The following is an 18768-nucleotide window of genomic DNA, read 5'->3' as shown; positions in this document are numbered from 1 at the left end:
GCGCGCGGGACGTCAGCGCCGGCGCACGGTGCGCTGCACGCCGCGCATCTTGGCTTGCGCCGGCAGCGGACCCTTCGGCATCGCGGCGGGGCCGATCTTGGAGCCCAGCGCGGCCAGCCGCGACTCCAGCGAGTCCATCTGCTTGACCGTGATGTTGGCCGGCAACTTGGTCAGATGACGCTCGAGCTTCGACAGCGGCACCTCACCCTCGCCGTTGCCGATGATCACGTCGTAGATCGGGACGTCACCCACGAGCCGGGCCGTGCGCTTCTTCTCCTGCGCCAACAGCGGCTTCAGCCGGTTCGGCGACCCCTCGGCCACGAAGATCACGCCCGGCCGGCCGATCACCCGGTGCACGGCGTCGAAGTGTCCCGTCGCCGCCACCCCGGGCGTCACCCGCCACTTTCCGCGCAGATTGTCCAGAGCCCACGCCGCCGCGCCGGTCTGCCCCTCGGCCTTGCGGTACACGGACTTCTGGGCGCGGCGACCGAAGATGATGAAGGCGACCAGCGCGCCCAGCACGATGCCCAGCGGGATCAGCATGAACATCGTGAAACCGCCGCCCGCAAACAGGCCGGCGGCCACGGACGCCGCCACGATCAGCACGAACGCACCGATCATGTACGGCAGCAGCCGCTTGTCTTCTTTGCGCTGGATCTGGAACGCCTGCCATAGCTGACCGCGCCGCTGCTTGGACGCGGCCTTGCGGGCTGCTTTCGCCTCGGCCTTCGCCGCTTTGACCTCTGCCGAGTTACGCGATTTCGCCATACCGGCAAGGATATCTATGACGAGTGCGTCGGTTGCGCGGACCGCGATGCGATTGTCTGCGCGTAGAGCTTCCCGGCCCGGTACGACGAGCGCACCAGCGGTCCAGCCAGCACTCCGGCGAAGCCGAGCTCAGTCGCGAACTGCTGATGTTCGACGAATTCGTCGGGGTGCACCCACCGCTCCACGGGATGGTGACGCGCCGACGGCCGCAGGTACTGGGTGATCGTGACGATGTCGCAGCCCGCGTCGTACAGGTCGCGCAGCGCGGCGCGCACCTCCTCCGGCGTCTCACCCATGCCGAGGATCAGGTTGCTCTTGGTCACCAGGCCATCGGCGCGGGCCATCGTCAGCACCGACAGGCTGCGCTCGTAGCGGAACGCCGGACGGATCCGCTTGAAGATGCGCGGCACCGTCTCGACGTTGTGCGCCAACACTTCTGGACGCGTCTCGAACACCTGCGCCAGCTGCTCGGGGTCGGCGTTGAAGTCGGGGATGAGCAGCTCCACGCCGGTGTTCGGGTTGAGCTCCTTGATCTGGCGGACCGTCTCGGCATAGAGCCACGCGCCGCCGTCGGGCAGATCGTCGCGCGCCACCCCCGTCACCGTCGAGTAGCGCAGCCCCATCGCCTGCACGCTCTCGGCGACGCGGCGCGGCTCGTCGCGATCCAATTCGGCGGGCTTGCCGGTGTCGATCTGGCAGAAGTCGCAGCGGCGGGTGCACTGCTCACCGCCGATCAGGAACGTCGCCTCACGGTCTTCCCAGCACTCGAAGATGTTGGGGCAGCCCGCCTCCTCGCACACCGTGTGCAGACCTTCGCGGCGGACCAGAGATTTCAGCTCGGTGTACTCGGGCCCCATCTTGGCCCGCGTCTTGATCCACGGTGGCTTGCGCTCGATCGGCGTCTGCGCGTTGCGCACCTCGAGCCGGAGGAGTTTGCGGTTACCGGGATCGACACTCACTGCATCGATGCTACTGCGTGACCGGCCACGCGGAGGCGGCCGTCGAGCACGTCACACACCGCGTCGGCCACGGGAGTGAGGACGTCGTCGACGGTGACGCGGCGGCCGAGTTCGGCCGTCAGCGACGTGACTCCGGCGTCGGAGATCCCGCACGGCACGATCGAGCCGTACGCGCCCAGGTCGCAGTCGCAGTTCAGGGCGAAACCGTGCTGGGTGACCCCGCGCGCCACCCGGATGCCGATCGCGGCGATCTTGCGTTCCGGCCGGTGGCCGTCGGCAGCGAGCCAGACGCCGGAGCGGCCGTCGACGCGGCCGGTGGCCAGTCCGAACCCGGCGCACACGGTGATCAACGCCTCCTCGAGGCGGCGCACGAAGTTGACGACGTCCATCGGCTCGGCGAGGCCGACGATCGGATACCCGACGAGCTGACCGGGCCCATGCCAGGTGATTTTGCCGCCGCGGTCGGTGTCGATGACGGGCGTGCCGTCGGACGGGCGTTCCTCGGGCAGCGTGCGCCGACCCGCCGTGTACACCGAGGGATGCTGCAGCAGCAGCAGTTCGTCCGGACCGCCGGCCAGGCGCTCCGTCACGATCTCGCGCTGCAGGTCCCAGGCCGCCTGATAGTCCACCGTGCCGAGCCGGCGCACCACGACTGGAGCGCTGCTCGACCGGATCGATTCCATGGAACCGACGTTACTCACGGCTGTCGTCGGTGGCGAACCTCAACGCCTCGCCGATCGTGTTGTGGTGGAACCGGAAGCCGGCGTTCTCGAGCGCGGCCGGGATCGCACGTTGCCCACCCAGCACACCCTCGTCGGCGAACTCGCCCAGCACGGTGCGCAACGCGAACCCGGGCACCACGAACGGCGTCGGGCGATTCACTGTGCGTCCCAGCGCCGTCGTGAATTCCGCATTGGTGACCGGCGCGGGCCCCGTGAAGTTCACCGGCCCGGCCAGCTCGTCGTGGGTGATCGCGAACAGCAGCGCGCGGATCTGGTCCTCCAGGCTGATCCACGAGATGTACTGGCGGCCGTTGCCCAGCCGTGCACCCAGCCCCAGCGAGAACAAGGGGCGGATACGACCGAGCATGCCACCCGACTGCGACATCACCAGTCCCGTCCGGGGCAGGACGACCCGGACTCCCGCCCGGGACGCGACCATCGCGGCGGCCTCCCAATCCACGGTGAGGTGCGCCAGGAACGTCCGTCCGGGGGCGGCGGTCTCGTCGACGGGCCGTGAGCCGGTGTCACCGTAGTAGCCGACCGCGCTGGCGTTGATCAGCACCGGGACCCCGGCTTCGACCACGGCGCGGGAGAGCACCTCGGTGGGGCCGATGCGGCTGTCGCGCAGGCTCTGCTTGAACGCGCCCGACCATCGCTTCTCACCGACGTTGACGCCGCACATGTTCACCACGGCCGACACGCCCTCGAGGGTGCTCGCGTCGAACTCACCGGTGTCGGGGTTCCAGTAGACCTCGTCGGCATTCGACGGCGCGCGTCGCACGATGCGGATCACCCGGTGGTCTGCCGAGCGCAGCGCATACACCAGCGCCGTCCCGATCACACCTGATGAACCCGCAATCGCGATGACCGAATCCGGGGGCAGAGACACCGTCGTCTACAACCCCAGGTCGGCCTCGAAAGCACCCTCTTCGAGACGCCGTTTGATCGTGGTGACGAATCGGCCGGCGTCGGCGCCGTCGATGAGGCGGTGGTCGTAGGTCAGCGGCAGGTAGCTGACAGAGCGCACACCGATCGACTCGTTGCCGAACTCGTCGACGATCACCCGCGGCCGCTTGACGATCGCGCCCGTCCCCAGCATCGCCGCCTGCGGCGGCACCAGGATCGGGGTGTCGAACAGCGCGCCCTGGCTGCCGATGTTGGTGATCGTGAACGTACCGCCGGAGAGCTCGTCGGGCTTGAGGTCACCCGAGCGGGCCCGCGCTGCGATGTCGGCGATGGCCCGTGCCAGCCCGCCCAAGGACAGGTCCCCGGCGTTCTTGATCACCGGCGAGAGCAGACCCTGATCGGTGTCCACCGCGAAGCCGAGGTGCTCGGCGTCGTAGTAGGTGATCTCCTTGGAGTCCTCGTTGTAGCTCGCGTTGACGTTCGGGTGCAGCTTGAGTGCGTCGATGACCGCCCGCGCGATGAACGGCAGGTAGGTCAGGTTGACGCCCTCGCGCTCGCTGAAGCCGGCCTTCGCCTTCGCACGCAGCGACACGATCTTCGTCATGTCGACTTCGTGCACCTGGGTGAGCTGCGCGGTGGTCTGCAGCGACTCGCGGGTCTTCTTCGCGGTGATCTGCCGGATGCGGTTGGCCTTCTGCGTGGTTCCTCGCAGATGCGCCAGCGCGCCCTCGGGTGCTGGTGCCGGCGCGGACGTCTTGCCCGGAGCCTCGGCGGCGGCCGCCGGCTTCGACTCCTCGGCCGGCTTCTTGGCGGCCTCTGCAGCGGCCAGCACGTCCTGCTTGCGGATGCGGCCGCCGACACCGGTGCCCTTCACCGACGACAGGTCGACACTGTGCTCGTTGGCCAGCTTGCGCACCAGCGGGGTCACATAGGGACCCGAATCGCCGGACGACGAGCTGGCTGCCGGCTCTGGCTCCTTCTCGGGCTCGGGCTTGGGTTCCTTCTTCGGCTCCGGCTTGGGCTCCGGCTTGGATTCCTGCTTCGGCTCTTCCTTGGCCTCGGGCTCGGGCTCGGGTTCCGGCTCGGGCTCGGGCTCCGGTTCCGGTTCGGGCTCGGGGTCGGCCTCCGCTGAGGCGTCTTCACTGGCATCGCCGATCTTCGCGAGCTCGCCGCCGACCTCGACGGTGTCGTCTTCCTCGGCCGTGATGGACAGCAGCGTGCCGGCGACCGGGGACGGGATCTCGGTATCGACCTTGTCGGTGGAGACCTCGACGAGCGGCTCGTCGACCTCCACGCTGTCGCCGACCTCTTTCAGCCAGCGCGTCACGGTGCCCTCGGTGACCGACTCGCCGAGCTCCGGCATGAGCACAGGCGTCGACTTGCCCGATCCGCCCGACGACTTCTTGGGCTCGGGCTTGTCCTCAGGCTCCTCGGCGGGCTCCTCTGCCTCGGCCTCCGCCTCGGGCTCTTCCGCCTCGGGCTCTTCTGCCTCGGGCTCCTCGGCCGGCTCCTCGTCGGAGCTGCCGCTGTCGTCGGACTCGTCCGCGTCACCGATCACGGCGAGCTCGCCGCCGACCTCGACGGTGTCGTCCTCCTGGGCGACGATCTTCTTCAACACCCCGGACGCCGGGGACGGGATCTCGGTGTCGACCTTGTCCGTCGACACCTCCAACAGTGGCTCGTCCTCCTCGACCGTGTCACCCTCCTGCTTCAGCCAGCGGGTGACAGTCCCTTCGGTAACGCTCTCTCCGAGTGCGGGCATCTGGACGGAGATGGCCATAGTGTCGTGGCTCCCTTGCACGGTCGTTCGTGGTCGATTTCACGGTCTCGAGGTGTCGTTCCCCATCCTGTCACGTCCGATGCGACGTTTCGCCGCAGACGCGTGCACCGACCGCTCTGGCACTATCGAAAGCGAGGGGTTCGGCAGTGGGAAGGAGCGACCCCAGGTGGGATTGTTCGACGCGCTGAAGAGCCGGCGACGTGGTGCGCGCGCCGGCACCGATCCGGCAGCTGATCTGCGCTACCTGCAGCAATGGGTCGCCGAACACACCGGTGTCGAGGCATTCGTGGAACCCAAGACCACCGTCACCGACGTGACCGTGGTGCTCGTGGCCGCCGACGGTGAATGGACGCGGCGCCGCGCAGGCGGCTACGCGGGCGCGCGCAAGCTGTCGGACCGGTTGAAGATCCCCGTCTACGACGTGCAGAAGGTCGGCTACCCGCAGCGCATGCGCGACTACGACGAGCGGCGCCGCATCGAGCGCAAACGCGCCGCCCGCGAGGAGTTGGACCGCTAGTAGCGTGCGGCTCGTGAACACCGACGAGCCGACCATCGTGGCGGTGCACGCCCACCCCGACTCGCCCCGACTCTGGGACGACATGGCAGCGCTGCTTGCCGAGGCGCGCATCGTGCACACCGACCCGGCCGGCCTGGCCGCCGCCCTCGCCGGGCAGCGCCCCGTCCACGTCGTCGCGCACGGGCGCGCGGTGCCCGCCGTGTGGGAGGCCCTCTCGCGGCCGGACGCCGCGGTCGCGTCGGTGACGGTGTCGGAGCGGGGGCGGCGACGGTTCGGGCGGCGGACGACAGGCCCCGCGCGGCGTGTCGACGTCCCCGTGCAACTGATCGCTTCCGCCGGCCGCGCCGACGACCTCGCCGCGACGGTGCCGCGCCTGTGGCGGCGTGAAGTCGCCACCGGGCAGCCCGCCCCGGACACCCACCCTGAGCTCTTCGCCCGCGCGGTGAGCCAGTTCGTCGGGCACCTCGACGGCGCCCCCGCGGCCCGGGAGTTGCGGCGCGCCGAGGTGCGGCAGAGCCGGCGGCCGTTCGACGACACGCTGGTCTCCGTCACCGGTGCCGGCAGCGGGATCGGCCGCGAGACGGCGCTGGCATTCGCACGCGACGGCGCCGAACTGGTGATCAGCGACGTCGACGCCGACGGACTGGCCGAGACCGCCCGTCAGCTCGCAGACGCCGGAGCCGCCGCGCACCGCTACGTCGTCGACGTGGCGGACGCAGCCGCCGTCGAGTCATTCGCCGACGAGGTCTGCGGCGAGCACGGGGTGCCTGACATCGTGGTCAACAACGCGGGCGTCGGGCATGCCGGCTACTTCCTCGACACCCCCGCCGAGGAGTTCGACCGCGTGCTCGACATCAACTTCGGCGGCGTGGTCAACGGGTGCCGCTCCTTCGGTCGGCGGCTCGTCGAACGGGGGGCCGGCGGGCACATCGTCAACATCGCCTCGATGGCGTCCTACACGCCGGTCAACATGATGAACGCCTACTGCACCTCGAAGGCGGCGGTATTCATGTTCTCCGATTGCCTTCGCGCAGAACTGGATTCGGCCGGCATCGGGGTGACGACCATCTGCCCGGGCGTGATCGGCACCAACATCGTCGACGCCACCCGCTTCTCGCTGCCCGACTCGCGTCGAGGCGAGACCGAGGCGCTGCGGGCGCGCGCCCGACGCGGGTTCTCGCTGCGCCGCTACGGGCCCGACAAAGTCGCCCGCGCGATCGTGACTGCCGTCCTCAAGAACAAGGCCGTCGAGCCGGTCACGCTCGAAGCCCGCGTGGTCTACGCGATCGCCCACGCCGCGCCGCCGGCCATGCGCAGCGCCGCCCGCGGCGGCAACTTCGTCTGAGGCGCGCTGCTCAGCCGTTGACTGCTCAGCCGTTTACTGCTCAGCCATTCGCTGCGATGTCCTCCAGGACCGCGAACATCGTCCGCGTCGGCACGCCGGTTCCGCCCTTAGGCGTGTAGCCCCATGGCCCGCCCGAGTTGTAGGCCGGCACCGCGACGTCGATGTGCGCCCAGGCGACGCCGTCGGCGACGAACTCCCGCAGATACGTGCCGGCCACCAGCATCCCGGCGTTGCGCGACGCGCTCACGTTCGCCAGATCCGCCACCGTCGACTTGAGATCGTCCTTCAACTCCTCGGGAAGCGGCATCGCCCAACCGTTCTCACCCACCGACTGGGAGATCTCGGCGACCCGGTCGCGGAACTCGTCGCTACCCATCACCCCGGGGGTGCGCGCACCGAGCGCGACCATCTGCGCCCCGGTCAGCGTCGACGTCTCGATCAGATAATCGGGCTCGTCCTCGCAGGCGCGCACGATCGCATCGGCCAGGATCAACCGGCCCTCGGCGTCGGTGTTGAGCACCTCGACCGTGATGCCGCCGTACTGGGTCAGCACATCGCCGGGGCGCTGTGCGGTGCCCGACGGCATGTTCTCGGCCATCGGCACCGTCGCGATCACGTCGATCGGCAGGCGCAGGCGGGCAGCCAGCACCACGGTCGCGATGACCGCGGCCGCCCCACCCATGTCGGAGGTCATGTGGTGCATGTTGGCCGCCGGCTTGATCGAGATGCCGCCGGTGTCGAACGTGATGCCCTTGCCGACCAGAGCCACGGTCTTGGCCTTGCGGCCCTTGCCGCCGCGGTGTGCCAGGCGCACCAGCCGGGGCAGCCGCGACGAGCCCTTGCCCACGCCGATGATGCCGCCGTACCCGCCCTTGGTCAGCGCCTTGTCGTCGAGCACCTCCACCTCGAGACCAGCGTCCTCGCCCAAAGACTTTGCCCGCTTGGCGAATTCGTCAGGGAACAGGTGGCTCGGGGGAGTGTTGACGAAATCGCGCGCCGTGTTGACGGCCGTCGCGATGGCCTCACCGCGAGCGGCGGCCTCCTTGGTGGCCGACTTGGTGTCCGCGGCCAGCGCCGTGATCTTGCGCAGGCCGGTGTCTTTCGGCGCGGTCTTGTCGCTGCGGAAGTCGGTGAAGCGGTAGGAACCCAGGATCAGGCCTTCGACGGCGGCTTCGGTGTCCAGCACCGACAACGTGGTCAGCACCGACTCCACACCGGAGAGCGATCGCGCGGCCGCGCCGGCCGCCCGGCGGATCGTCTCGGCGGGGTACTCGTCACGGCTCTTGCCCAGCCCGACCGCGAGCACACTGCCGACCGGTAACGACGCGACCGGAATGCGGGTCACCTGTTCCGCACTGCCCTTGGCGCCCAGTGCGGCCAGGGCGGCCTCGATGTCAGCGACCACGGCTGCGTCGAGATGCTGCGTCGCGACGAGGGTTGCGCGGGGTTCGTCATCTGCGGTGTTCACCGCGCTGACGACCGGCACGATCAGCACCGACGAGGTGACCTTGCGCTTGGGCAGCGCGCTGGCGACGGTGACGGCAGGGGACTGGTAACCGACTGAGGTGCTCACGGACATTCACCCTAGCCACTGCCTACTAGTGTGGTTCGGCGTGAGTGACACACCGTTGACCGGCCCGCTCGAAGACCGGCACCGCGAGCTCGGGGCCACCTTCGCCGAATTCGGGGGCTGGCTCATGCCGGTGTCCTACGCAGGTACCGTCGCCGAGCACACCGCCACCCGCACGACGGTCGGCCTGTTCGACGTCAGCCACCTCGGCAAGGCGCTGGTGAGCGGCCCCGGCTCGGCCTCCTACGTCAACGCCGCGTTCACCAACGACCTGGGCCGCATCGGCCCGGGTAAGGCGCAGTACACGCTGTGCTGCACCGACGACGGCGGCGTGATCGACGACCTCATCGCCTACTACGTCTCCGACGACGAGATCTTCCTCGTGCCCAACGCCGCCAACACCGCCGACGTCGTCGCCGCGCTGGTCGAGCGCGCCCCCGCCGGGGTGACGGTCACCGACGAGCACCGGTCACGCGCGGTGCTCGCCGTGCAGGGGCCCCGCTCGGGCGACGTGGTCGGGGGGCTCGGGCTGCCGACCGACATGGACTACATGGGGTACGCCGACGCGGTGTTCAACGGCGTCGACGTGCGGGTGTGCCGCACCGGCTACACCGGCGAGCAGGGCTACGAGCTGCTGCCGACCTGGGATGAGGCCGCAGTGGTGTTCGACGCACTGGTCGAGAAGGTGCGGGCCGCCGGCGGTGAGCTCGCCGGGCTCGGTGCCCGCGACACACTGCGCACCGAGATGGGCTATCCGCTGCACGGCCACGAACTCTCGCGCGACATCTCGCCGCTGCAGGCGCGGTGCGGATGGGCGGTCGGCTGGAAGAAGGACGCCTTCTGGGGGCGTGACGCACTGCTCGCAGAGAAGGAGGCTGGGCCGCGGCGCACGCTGCGCGGCCTGCGCGCCGTCGGTCGCGGCGTGCTGCGCGGCGAGCTGACCGTGCTCGACGGTGACACCCCCATCGGCGTCACCACGTCCGGAACGTTTTCTCCCACACTCAAAGTCGGTATCGCGCTGGCGCTGATCGACACCGCCGCGGGCGTCGCCGACGGAGCCCGCGTGACGGTGGACGTTCGGGGCCGCGCCGTCGAGTGTGAGGTGGTCAAGCCCCCGTTCGTGGACACCCGCACGCGATAAATCTCTTCCCAGGCGGTTATACAATCGCCTGCATGACTGAAGGCCTCTCGTTCACCGTCGATCGCACCGCGAATCCGGCGAGTGACGAGGTACGGGCCCAGGTGCTGGCCAACCCCGGCTTCGGGAAGTTCTTCACCGACCACATGGTGTCGGTCGACTACACCGCCGAGCAGGGGTGGCACGACGCCCGGGTGCTGCCGTACGGGCCCATCGAGCTCGACCCGTCGGCGGTCGTCCTGCACTACGCGCAGGAGATCTTCGAGGGGCTGAAGGCCTACCGCTGGAACGACGGCTCCATCGTGTCGTTCCGGCCGGAGGCCAACGCCGCACGGCTGCAGACCTCGGCGCGCCGGCTCGCGATACCCGAACTGCCGACCGAGGTGTTCCTCGAGTCACTGCGCCAGCTCATCGCGGTCGACGGGCAGTGGGTGCCGCCGGCCGGCGGGGAGGAGTCGCTCTACCTGCGGCCGTTCGTCATCGCGACCGAATCCGGTCTGGGTGTGCGCCCCGCCGACCAGTACCGCTACCTGGTCATCGGCTCACCTGCCGGCGCCTACTTCCCGCGCGGCATCAAGCCCGTAAGCGTGTGGCTGTCCCACGAATACGTGCGGGCATCACCGGGTGGCACCGGCGCCGCCAAGTTCGGCGGCAACTACGCGGCGTCGCTGCTCGCGCAGGCCGAAGCCGCCGACCACGGCTGCGACCAGGTGGTGTGGCTCGACGCGATCGAGCGCCGCTACGTCGAAGAAATGGGCGGGATGAACCTGTTCTTCGTCTTCGGCAGCGGTGGCACCGCGCGGCTGGTCACCCCCGAGCTGTCGGGTTCGCTGCTGCCCGGCATCACGCGGGACTCGTTGCTGCAGTTGGCTACTGACGCCGGCTTCGCGGTCGAGGAGCGCAAGATCGACGTCGACGAATGGCAGAAGAAGGCCGCGGCCGGCGAGATCACCGAGGTGTTCGCCTGCGGCACGGCCGCCGTCATCACCCCGGTCTCCCACGTCAAGCACAGCGACGGCGAGTTCACGATCGCCGACGGCGAACCCGGCGAGATCACCATGGCGCTGCGCGACACGCTGACCGGCATCCAGCGCGGCACCTTCGCCGACACCCACGGTTGGATGACGCGACTGGGCTAGCGGATCGCGAGGCCGAGGGCTGCGATCGTCGTCGTCACCTCGACCGCGGCACCCAGCACGTCGCCGGTGATACCGCCGAACCGGCGCACGCAGTGTGCGACGAGCAGGGTGCTGCACGCGATCGCCGCCAGCACCGCCAGCGCCCCCTGCCACGGCCGATCACACACCAGCGCGGCCGCGGTCGCCGCAGCCACGGCCCACAGGCCCGGCACCCACGCCGGTTGTGTCCCCGCGACCGCGCCGCCCAGCGCGCTGCCCGCTGCCGCAGGCACGCCACGGCGGCACGCCAGCACCACCGCGACGCGTCCCGCCATGACCGCGACGACCACGGCGGCCCAGCCCGCCTGCGCGAATGCAAGCCCCTGGATCAGGATCGTCGCCGCCACGGCGGCCACCCCGAACGGGCCCGCCGTACCTTCCCGCATCACTGCGAGCGCTCGCTCAGGCGGGCCGTAGCAGCCGAGCGCATCGGTGGTGTCGGCGAGGCCGTCGATGTGCAGGCCGCGGGTCCCCAGCAGCAGCGTCGCCACCACCAGCGCACCTGACAGCGGACTGCCTGTGCCGAACGCCCAGAACCCTGCGGCCAGCACCGCGGCTGCCACCGCGCCCAACGCTGCGCCGGCGACGGGCAGCGCGGTGACCACACCGCGACCGACGAGCGCGGTGCGTGAGGCTGGAACCGGCAGGATCGTCGAGAACGCGAAAGCGCCTGCCAGTGAACGGATCACGGTCAGCCCTCGGAGATCCCGGCCTCTTCGAAAGTGGCCATCGATGCGAGTGTCGCGACCGCGGCGCGCAGCACCGGCAGCGCCACCAGGGCGCCCGAGCCCTCGCCGAGGCGCATCCCGAGATCGACGATCGGCGTCAACCCCAGCTCGGTGAGCGCCATACCGTGCGCGGGTTCGGTGGAGCGGTGCCCGGCCTGCCACCACAGCCGGGCGCCGGGCGCCAGCCGCTCGGCGGCCAACGCCGCCGCGGTCACCACCACGCCGTCGAGCAGCACCGGGGTGCGCCGCAGCGCGGCCTGGGCGCAGAACCCCGTCATCGCCGCGAGATCAGCACCCCCGCAGATGCGAAGCAGCGCAATCGGATCCGCGGACAGCCGTTTGGTGCGGTAGAGCGCGTCGCGGATCGCGGCGGTCTTGCGCGCCCAGCCTGCGTCGTCGACGCCGGTGCCACGGCCGACCACGGCAACCGGTTCCGCCCCGGTCAGGGCGGCCACCAGCGTGGTGGCCGGCGTGGTGTTGCCGATGCCCATGTCGCCCGCGATCAGGAGGTCGGCGCCGGCGTCGACCTCCTCGTCGGCGATGCGTCTGCCGGCCTCGATGGCCGCGACCACCTCGTCGGGCGTCAGCGCGTCCTCGACGGCGATGTTGCCGCTCGAGCGGCGCACCTTGTGCGCGCCGACATCCGGCGACAGCGGCTCCTCGACGTCGACCGCGATGTCGACGACGCGCACTCCGGCGTCGGCGAGGGAGGCCAGCACGTTGACCGCGGCGCCGCCGGCGGCGAAATTGGCCATCATCGCCGCGGTGACCTCGGCCGGATAGGCCGATACTCCCGCCGCGGTGACCCCGTGGTCGCCGGCGAACACCACGACCCTGGCACGGTGGAATTGCTCTGGCGGGCAAGCGCTTTGGCACGACGCCACCCACACGGAGAGGTCTTCGAGGCGCCCCAGCGCCCCGGTGGGTTTGGTCAGCTGCGCCTGCCGGGTCCGTGCGGCGGCCGCTGCGTCGGAATCTGGGGCGGCGATATCAGGGAAGTAGGACACCGACGGCGTCAGTCGATTTTCGTGCCACGCTCGACCTGCGGGCGCGGTGCGCGCATCCGCCGCAGCTGCGACGCGCGGCTGGCGGCGTAGAAGCCGAGCTTCCATCCGGACTCGGTGTTGCCGGGGAACTTCTGGTCGACCATTCGGTTCGCCCGGCGGCCTAGGAAGATGCCGTCGACGACCATGATCAGCACCAGTACCAGCATCGCCGGGGAGATCATCTGCTGCACCTGGACCGACGGCACCGCCAGCATGACCAGGATCAGCCCCAGCGCGGCCGGCATGAACAGACCGAGGATGTTGCGCCGGGAGTCGACCAGATCACGCACGTAGCGGCGCACCGGGCCCTTGTCCCGCGGCAGCAGGTAGGAGTCGTCGCCGGCCATCATCTTCTCGCGGCGCTCCGACATGGTGGCGCGGCGCTCGAGCTTCTCGGCCTTGCGCTCCTCTCGGGAGAGCTTCGGGCCGCGCAGCTCCTTGCGGCGCCGGCGAGCCTCGGCGCTCGTCATCGGCGCCGGCGCGACCGGTCCGCGGCGGCGGCTCGCCTCGTTGCGTTTCGGGGTGGGCCTGCCCTTGGGCGCCGTCGTCACGCGCCCACTCTGCGCGGCCTCCGCGGCGGTGTCGTGGGTGGAGGTCGAACCCGGACGATCATCCCCGGAGTCGTCGTTCTTGCGGCCCAGCAGTTTCACACGTGCCAGGTTACTTCGCGCGGGTCGGATCGACCCAGCCCGCCGTGCAGCACCCCCGACTGCGACCTAATCTTCCGAAGATGACCCGGACCGTCCTGATCGCGCCGGACTCCTTCGGCGACAGCCTCACCGCGGTCGCCGCGGCCCGCGCCGTCGCGACCGGATGGGAAAGCGCACGGCCGGACGATCAGCTCATCTTGGCGCCGCAGTCCGACGGCGGACCCGGCTTCGTCGACGTCCTGGCCAGCCGGCTGGGGGAGCGTCGCACCACGCGGGTCAGCGGGCCACTGACCGTCGACGTCGACGCCGACTGGGTGTTCGACTCGGGCCCGCCGGCGACGGCCTACATCGAATGCGCGCAGGCGTGCGGACTGGCGCTGCTCGGCGGCGGTCCCACGGTGCGTACCGCCGTGGACGCCCACACCCGCGGGGTCGGAACGCTGATCGCCGCTGCGCTGGAGGCAGGGGCGCGCCGCATCGTCGTCGGGCTCGGCGGCAGCGGCAGCACCGACGGCGGACGCGGCATGGTCGAGGCGCTCGGCGGGCTCACGGCCGCGCGCGATCTGTTGGCCGACGTCGACCTGATCGCCGCCAGTGACGTCGAACACCCGCTGCTCGGCCCCCGAGGCGCGGCCACGGTGTTCGGGCCCCAGAAGGGCGCCGATCCCGCCACCGTCGACGCACTCGAAGACCGGCTGACGGCGTGGGCTCAGCATCTCGACGACGCCGCCGGCCGAGCCATTCGGGACGAGCCGGGGGCGGGCGCGGCCGGCGGTCTGGGGGCGGCGCTGCTCGCGCTGGGCGCGCGGCGTGAATCCGGGGCCGCGATCATCGCCGAGCACACCGGCCTGGCCGCCGATCTCGACGCGGCGGACCTCGTCATCACCGGTGAGGGGCGTTTCGACGATCAGTCGCTGCACGGCAAGGTGGTCAGCGCGCTGGCCGCGGGAGCAGGCCGCCGGGGCGTGCCGGTGCTCGTCATGGCCGGTCAGGTCACGCTGTCGGAGCAGGAGCGCCGCGCCGCGGGAATCACGGCAGCCCACGCGATCGCCGAGCACGCCGGGTCGGTGCGGCGGGCCATTGACGAGGCGGCCGAGCAGCTCACCAGCCTGGCTGCCGCGGTCGCCGCCACGTGGACGTAGATGGGGAGAATGGGGTCAGACCGCGGGAATACTGTTCAAACGAGGTACCGTTGAAAGCGTGGGGTCACGGCGTTCGGGGCCTCACCCACGAACATCCACACAGGAGTATTCATGACTGTTCAGGACGAGTCGGCAGTGCAGGCAGGGCAGGCCACCGACGCCCAACACGGCGTGATCCTGACGGAGGCCGCGGCGAGCAAGGCGAAAGCGCTGCTCGACCAGGAGGGTCGCGATGACCTGGCACTGCGGATCGCGGTGCAGCCGGGTGGCTGCGCGGGCTTGCGCTACAACCTGTTCTTCGACGACCGCACCCTCGACGGTGATCTCACCGTCGAGTTTGGCGGGGTGAACCTCACGGTGGACCGGATGAGCGCTCCCTACGTGCAGGGTGCCAGCATCGACTTCGTCGACACGATCGAGAAGCAGGGGTTCACCATCGACAACCCCAACGCCACTGGCTCGTGCGCCTGCGGCGACTCCTTCAACTGATCTAGTACTGGCCTGCCGTGCGCGGCAGGTAGGAGCACACCAGCACGTCGTTGTCGACCGAGACCAGCTGAGCGATCGCCTGCTCGTCGGCATCGGCGGGCCTGGTGCTCGAGGAGCGGCTCTCCGGTGTCACCTTCATCGTGAACAACACCTGGGCCTGCGTCGGGGACGACAGCACCATCTTGTCGATCGAGCTCACCTGCGCGCTGCTGTACTGCTTGCGGAACGCGTCGCTCGACAGGCTCGCCAGCGCCAGATCCGAACGGCGCTCCTTGACCGCGTCGAACAATCCGCACAGGCTGTGGCGCGCCACCGTCTCGGCGTCGCCGCCCGACAGCGCATCGAGATAGTTCTGGATCGCCGAGCGCGCCGACGCCTCGGTCAACGCGCCGCCGGGGGAGTCGTCACTGCCACCGCGGGTGAGAACGACCGCTGTCACCACGCCCGCGACCGCGAGCACCGCGATGACAGCCGCCACGATCGCGACCCAGCGCCGTCTGCGCGGAGGGTAGGGCACCGGCGGCGGCAGCGCGCCCGGATAGGCGGCGGCGAAGCCGGAATCGGGGTAGGGCTGGGGCTGCGCCTGCGGGTGCGGCTGGCCGTAACCTGCGGGGTAGTCCTGCGGTCCTGCTGGTCCGGCTCCGTAGTGGGGCGGGTAGGGACCAGTCATACATGAACTCCCGGGCAGGTCGGTGGGTTGCAGTCTGTGGATTGCGTTCAGGGATTGTGTTGCCTCTACAGTGGCCCAGTAGGGGCACTCATAGGCAGGTTAGCGCACGTGCGCAGGCTGCTCCGGCCGGCGAAGACTCCGCCGACGAGGCCCGACTAGGGTGTCTGACGACTTCACGAAGGGTGTAGCTGCGTGACCATTGCCGTGACCGGATCGATCGCCACCGATCATCTGATGCGCTTTCCCGGCCGCTTCTCCGAGCAATTGCTGGCCGACCACCTGCAGAAGGTGTCGCTGAGCTTCCTCGTCGACGATCTGGTGATGCACCGGGGTGGCGTCGCCGGGAACATGGCCTTCGCGATGGGCGTCCTGGGTGGCCGGCCGACGCTGATCGGTGCGGTCGGTGCCGACTTCGACGACTACCGCGAGTGGCTGACCGCGGCGGGCGTCAACTGCGATGCGGTGCTGGTGTCGGACTCCGCCTACACCGCCCGGTTCGTCTGCACCACCGACGAAGACATGGCGCAGATTGCGTCGTTCTACCCCGGCGCCATGTCGGAGTCTCGCAACATCAAGCTCGCCGATGTCGTATCCCGCACCGGCACACCAGATCTGGTGATCATCGGGGCGAACGACCCCGAGGCGATGTTCCTCTACACCGAGGAATGCCGCGCGCTGGGCCTGGCGTTCGCAGCTGACCCGAGCCAGCAGCTGGCCCGCCTCTCCGGCGACGAGATCCGGCGGCTGATCGACGGCGCCACGTACCTGTTCACCAACGACTACGAGTGGGACCTGCTGCTGCAGAAGTCCGGCTGGTCGGAGGCCGAGGTGATGCAGCAGATCCAGCTGCGGGTCACCACGCTGGGCGAGAAGGGTGTCGACCTGGTCGGTCGGGACGGGACGTTCGTCCACGTCGACGTCGTGCCCGAGCGGCGCCGCGAAGACCCGACGGGCATCGGCGACGCGTTCCGTGCGGGGTTCCTCACCGGCCGCGACGCAGGGTTGTCGCTGGAGCGGGCCGCGCAGCTGGCCTCGCTGGTCGCGACGCTGGTGCTCGAGGCGCCGGGTCCGCAGGAGTGGACGTGGGACCGGGACGACGCGATCGCGCGGCTGAACGATGCCTACGGCGACGAGGCGGGCCGCGAGATCGCTCAGGCGCTCGCCTAGAGCTGTACGGGGTAGGTCGGCTCGCTGATCGTCGGCGTCACGCTGTTCTCGATGAAGATCGCGTGCCACAGCAGGAAGATCAGCACCGTCCACAGCCGGCGACTGTGATCGGCGCCGCCCATCCGGTGCTCGTCGAGCATCGCCCGCACCGCCGCCAGGTCGATCATCTCGCCCGCGCCCGACGACGCGATCATCGCGTACGCCCAGTCCAGCAGCTCGCCGGCCCTCAGCCAGTGCCTGATGGGCACCGGGAAGCCCAGCTTCGGACGGTGCAGCACATGCGCGGGAATGACCGGCTCCAGCGCCCTGCGCAAGGCGTACTTCGTCGTCGACCGGGTGATCTTCTGGTCATACGGCAACCGGGACGCGACCGCGAACACCTCGGGATCCAGGAACGGCACCCGCAGCTCCAGTGAGTTCGCCATCGTCATCTTGTCGGCCTTGACCAGGATGTCGCCGCGCAGCCAGGTGAACAGGTCGATGTGCTGCATCCGCGCCACCGGATCCCAACCGGCCGACTGCGCATACACCGGCGCGGTCACGTCGGTGTGCGTCCACTCGGGGCGGAACCGCGCCAGGACCGCCCGCAGCTGCGCGTCGGAGAAGCTGCGCGCATTGCCGTAGTAGCGCTCCTCGAGCGTCAGCGACCCGCGGTGCAGCAGACTCTTGCCCCGCATGCCCTCGGGCAGCGGACCGGCCATCCGGCCGACGGACTTGCGCAGTCCGCGTGGCAGATAGTCGAACGGCTTCAGCGACAACGGTTCTCGGTAGATCGTGTAGCCGCCGAACAACTCGTCGGCACCCTCACCCGAGAGCACCACCTTGACGTGCTTGCGCGCCTCGCGGGCGATGAAGAACAACGGCACCAAGGCGGGGTCGGCCACCGGCTCGTCGAGGTACCAGACGATCTCGGGCAGTGCCTCGACGAATTCGGCCTGGCTCACCACCTTCGTCACATGCCGGGCGCCGATCGCCTCCGCCGAGGCGACGGCGACGTCGACCTCGGAGAAGCCGGCACGTTCGAAGCCCGTCGTGAACGTGATCAGCCGCGGGTTGTGCCGCATCGCCAGCGCCGCGATCGCCGTGGAGTCGATGCCGCCCGACAGGAACGCCCCGACCGTCACGTCGGCACGCATGTGCTTGGCCACCGAGTCCTCGAGCACCGCGGTGATCTCGTCGTAGCGGGTCTGTTCGCTGCCCGCCGCGAACGGCACCGGGGCAAAACGCGGGGTGAAGTACCGCGTCACCTCCGGCGCGGCACCGGGCCGCACCCGCGCATAGCTGCCCGATTCCAGCCGGCGTACACCGCGCTGCAGCGTCTCGGGCTCCGGCACGTACTGCAGCACGGTGTAGTGCTGCACGGCCCGCTTGTCGATGCTCAGATCGATGCCCAGCTGCCCGGCGATGTCGAGCAGGCACTTCTTCTCACTGCCGACGGCGGTGCCGCCGGGGCCGGTGGCCATGTAGAGCGGCTTGATGCCGAACGGGTCGCGGGCGCAGAAGAGCTCCTCGGTGACGGTGTCCCACAGCGCGAACGCGAACATGCCGCGCAACCGCGTGAGCGCCTCGGCGCCCCAGTAGTGGAAGGCGGCCACGATGGCCTCGCCGTCACCGTCGGTGTGGAAGACCGCGCCGTGCTCGGCGCGCAACGCCTCCCTCAGTTCGAGGTAGTTGTAGATCTCGCCGTTGAACACCAGCGCATAGCGTTCCGGCGCCTCGGCCGGCCCCCAGCGCAACGGCTGGTGGCTGTGGGCGATGTCGATGATCGACAGGCGGTTGAAGCCCAGCACCACACGGTCGTCGTTCCAGGTCCCCGGCTCGTCGGGGCCCCGATGGCGCATCAGATGGCTGGCGCCGGAGACGGCCTCGACGAGGCTGGGGGAGACCTCATGGCCAGGATCGGTCACCAACGCCAACAGTCCGCACACGGCGTCAGTATGCCTAATGTCGCGCGCGCTCTCGGACAGGCGTGTGTGGGCACTTCCTGACATTG

At 69.9% G+C, this 18768-nt stretch carries 18 protein-coding genes; 7 read left to right on the top strand and 11 right to left on the bottom strand.

Translation table 11 applies throughout. The features are described 5' to 3' along the window. Positions 1 to 12: 12 nt before the first annotated feature. From ACZYYX_RS28905 to sucB, 5 genes are read right to left on the bottom strand one after another with little or no spacing between them, the layout of a single operon-like run. Positions 13 to 768: a DUF4191 domain-containing protein gene (locus tag ACZYYX_RS28905; RefSeq protein WP_463818255.1), complete on the bottom strand. Its 756-nt coding sequence runs from the start codon at positions 766 to 768 to the stop codon at positions 13 to 15. A gap of 14 nt (positions 769 to 782) precedes the next feature. Beyond that, a complete protein-coding gene (gene lipA / locus ACZYYX_RS28900; protein WP_463818254.1) occupies positions 783 to 1727 on the bottom strand; it encodes a lipoyl synthase in 945 nt (314 codons plus the stop codon). Then, positions 1724 to 2410: a lipoyl(octanoyl) transferase LipB gene (lipB, locus tag ACZYYX_RS28895; protein WP_463818253.1), complete on the bottom strand. Its 687-nt coding sequence runs from the start codon at positions 2408 to 2410 to the stop codon at positions 1724 to 1726. The genes lipA and lipB overlap by 4 nt, the downstream gene beginning before the upstream one ends. Before the next feature lie 10 nt (positions 2411 to 2420). After that, complete coding sequence (locus ACZYYX_RS28890) at positions 2421 to 3332, bottom strand: TIGR01777 family oxidoreductase (RefSeq protein ID WP_463818290.1); 912 nt, start codon at positions 3330 to 3332, stop codon at positions 2421 to 2423. A gap of 12 nt (positions 3333 to 3344) precedes the next feature. After that, positions 3345 to 5135, bottom strand: a complete 1791-nt coding sequence (gene sucB / locus ACZYYX_RS28885) for a 2-oxoglutarate dehydrogenase, E2 component, dihydrolipoamide succinyltransferase (protein WP_463818252.1) — start codon at positions 5133 to 5135, stop codon at positions 3345 to 3347. Between the two features lie 166 nt (positions 5136 to 5301). Here sucB and ACZYYX_RS28880 point away from each other — a divergent pair, with 166 nt between their 5' ends. Further along, entirely contained in the window at positions 5302 to 5652 is a 351-nt protein-coding gene (locus tag ACZYYX_RS28880; protein WP_463818251.1) for an oxidoreductase, read from the top strand. 4 nt (positions 5653 to 5656) lie between these two features. Next, the gene (locus tag ACZYYX_RS28875; protein ID WP_463818250.1) at positions 5657 to 6997 is read left to right on the top strand and encodes an SDR family oxidoreductase; all 1341 of its coding nucleotides are present in this window, start codon (positions 5657 to 5659) and stop codon (positions 6995 to 6997) included. Positions 6998 to 7037: 40 nt separating this feature from the next. Here ACZYYX_RS28875 and ACZYYX_RS28870 read toward each other — a convergent pair whose 3' ends face one another. After that, positions 7038 to 8570, bottom strand: coding sequence for a leucyl aminopeptidase (locus tag ACZYYX_RS28870; protein ID WP_463818249.1), 1533 nt, complete (start codon positions 8568 to 8570; stop codon positions 7038 to 7040). A 40-nt stretch (positions 8571 to 8610) separates the two neighbouring features. On the opposite strand from ACZYYX_RS28870, the gene gcvT reads away from it, so the two are divergent. Together gcvT and ACZYYX_RS28860 are read left to right on the top strand one after the other, a co-directional pair. Then, positions 8611 to 9708 carry a glycine cleavage system aminomethyltransferase GcvT gene (gene gcvT / locus ACZYYX_RS28865; protein WP_463818248.1) on the top strand — a complete coding sequence of 366 codons (1098 nt, stop codon included), beginning with the start codon at positions 8611 to 8613 and terminating at the stop codon, positions 9706 to 9708. A gap of 32 nt (positions 9709 to 9740) precedes the next feature. Next, entirely contained in the window at positions 9741 to 10844 is a 1104-nt protein-coding gene (locus tag ACZYYX_RS28860; RefSeq protein ID WP_463818247.1) for a branched-chain amino acid aminotransferase, read from the top strand. Here the strand turns inward: ACZYYX_RS28860 and ACZYYX_RS28855 are convergent. Genes ACZYYX_RS28855 through ACZYYX_RS28845 form a run of 3 tightly spaced genes read right to left on the bottom strand, consistent with a single transcriptional unit; the run spans position 10841 to position 13307 of the window. Then, the gene (locus ACZYYX_RS28855; protein WP_463818246.1) at positions 10841 to 11572 is read right to left on the bottom strand and encodes an adenosylcobinamide-GDP ribazoletransferase; all 732 of its coding nucleotides are present in this window, start codon (positions 11570 to 11572) and stop codon (positions 10841 to 10843) included. The genes ACZYYX_RS28860 and ACZYYX_RS28855 overlap by 4 nt on opposite strands. Positions 11573 to 11574: 2 nt before the next feature. After that, the gene (cobT, locus tag ACZYYX_RS28850) at positions 11575 to 12618 is read right to left on the bottom strand and encodes a nicotinate-nucleotide--dimethylbenzimidazole phosphoribosyltransferase (RefSeq protein ID WP_463818245.1); all 1044 of its coding nucleotides are present in this window, start codon (positions 12616 to 12618) and stop codon (positions 11575 to 11577) included. 8 nt (positions 12619 to 12626) lie between these two features. Then, a complete protein-coding gene (locus tag ACZYYX_RS28845) occupies positions 12627 to 13307 on the bottom strand; it encodes a DUF3043 domain-containing protein (RefSeq protein WP_463818244.1) in 681 nt (226 codons plus the stop codon). 80 nt (positions 13308 to 13387) lie between these two features. On the opposite strand from ACZYYX_RS28845, the gene ACZYYX_RS28840 reads away from it, so the two are divergent. Next, the gene (locus ACZYYX_RS28840) at positions 13388 to 14449 is read left to right on the top strand and encodes a glycerate kinase family protein (RefSeq protein WP_463818243.1); all 1062 of its coding nucleotides are present in this window, start codon (positions 13388 to 13390) and stop codon (positions 14447 to 14449) included. A 111-nt stretch (positions 14450 to 14560) separates the two neighbouring features. Beyond that, the gene (locus tag ACZYYX_RS28835) at positions 14561 to 14938 is read left to right on the top strand and encodes a HesB/IscA family protein (protein WP_463818242.1); all 378 of its coding nucleotides are present in this window, start codon (positions 14561 to 14563) and stop codon (positions 14936 to 14938) included. A 1-nt stretch (position 14939) separates the two neighbouring features. On the opposite strand, the gene ACZYYX_RS28830 is transcribed toward ACZYYX_RS28835, so the two are convergent. Next, positions 14940 to 15608 (bottom strand): Rv0361 family membrane protein, encoded by a 669-nt coding sequence (locus ACZYYX_RS28830; protein ID WP_463818241.1) that lies wholly within the window; start codon positions 15606 to 15608, stop codon positions 14940 to 14942. 192 nt (positions 15609 to 15800) lie between these two features. Here ACZYYX_RS28830 and ACZYYX_RS28825 point away from each other — a divergent pair, with 192 nt between their 5' ends. Continuing rightward, positions 15801 to 16775: a carbohydrate kinase family protein gene (locus tag ACZYYX_RS28825; RefSeq protein ID WP_463818240.1), complete on the top strand. Its 975-nt coding sequence runs from the start codon at positions 15801 to 15803 to the stop codon at positions 16773 to 16775. Here ACZYYX_RS28825 and asnB read toward each other — a convergent pair. Next, positions 16772 to 18703, bottom strand: coding sequence for an asparagine synthase (glutamine-hydrolyzing) (gene asnB / locus ACZYYX_RS28820; RefSeq protein WP_463818239.1), 1932 nt, complete (start codon positions 18701 to 18703; stop codon positions 16772 to 16774). The two genes, ACZYYX_RS28825 and asnB, sit on opposite strands and share 4 nt — an antisense overlap. Between the last annotated feature and the right edge of the window lie 65 nt (positions 18704 to 18768).

This window comes from Mycobacterium sp. IDUB_1 (assembly GCF_055419625.1).
This window is presented reverse-complemented; position numbering and strand designations above follow the sequence as displayed.

Excerpts from the sequence above, each read along its gene's own strand:
- ACZYYX_RS28905 (WP_463818255.1), bottom strand. The coding sequence starts at position 768 with ATGGCGAAATCGCGTAACTCGGCAGAGGTCAAAGCGGCGAAGGCCGAG.
- lipB (WP_463818253.1), bottom strand. The coding sequence starts at position 2,410 with ATGGAATCGATCCGGTCGAGCAGCGCTCCAGTCGTGGTGCGCCGGCTC.
- sucB (WP_463818252.1), bottom strand. The coding sequence starts at position 5,135 with ATGGCCATCTCCGTCCAGATGCCCGCACTCGGAGAGAGCGTTACCGAA.
- ACZYYX_RS28860 (WP_463818247.1), top strand. The coding sequence starts at position 9,741 with ATGACTGAAGGCCTCTCGTTCACCGTCGATCGCACCGCGAATCCGGCG.
- ACZYYX_RS28840 (WP_463818243.1), top strand. The coding sequence starts at position 13,388 with ATGACCCGGACCGTCCTGATCGCGCCGGACTCCTTCGGCGACAGCCTC.
- ACZYYX_RS28835 (WP_463818242.1), top strand. The coding sequence starts at position 14,561 with ATGACTGTTCAGGACGAGTCGGCAGTGCAGGCAGGGCAGGCCACCGAC.
- ACZYYX_RS28830 (WP_463818241.1), bottom strand. The coding sequence starts at position 15,608 with ATGACTGGTCCCTACCCGCCCCACTACGGAGCCGGACCAGCAGGACCG.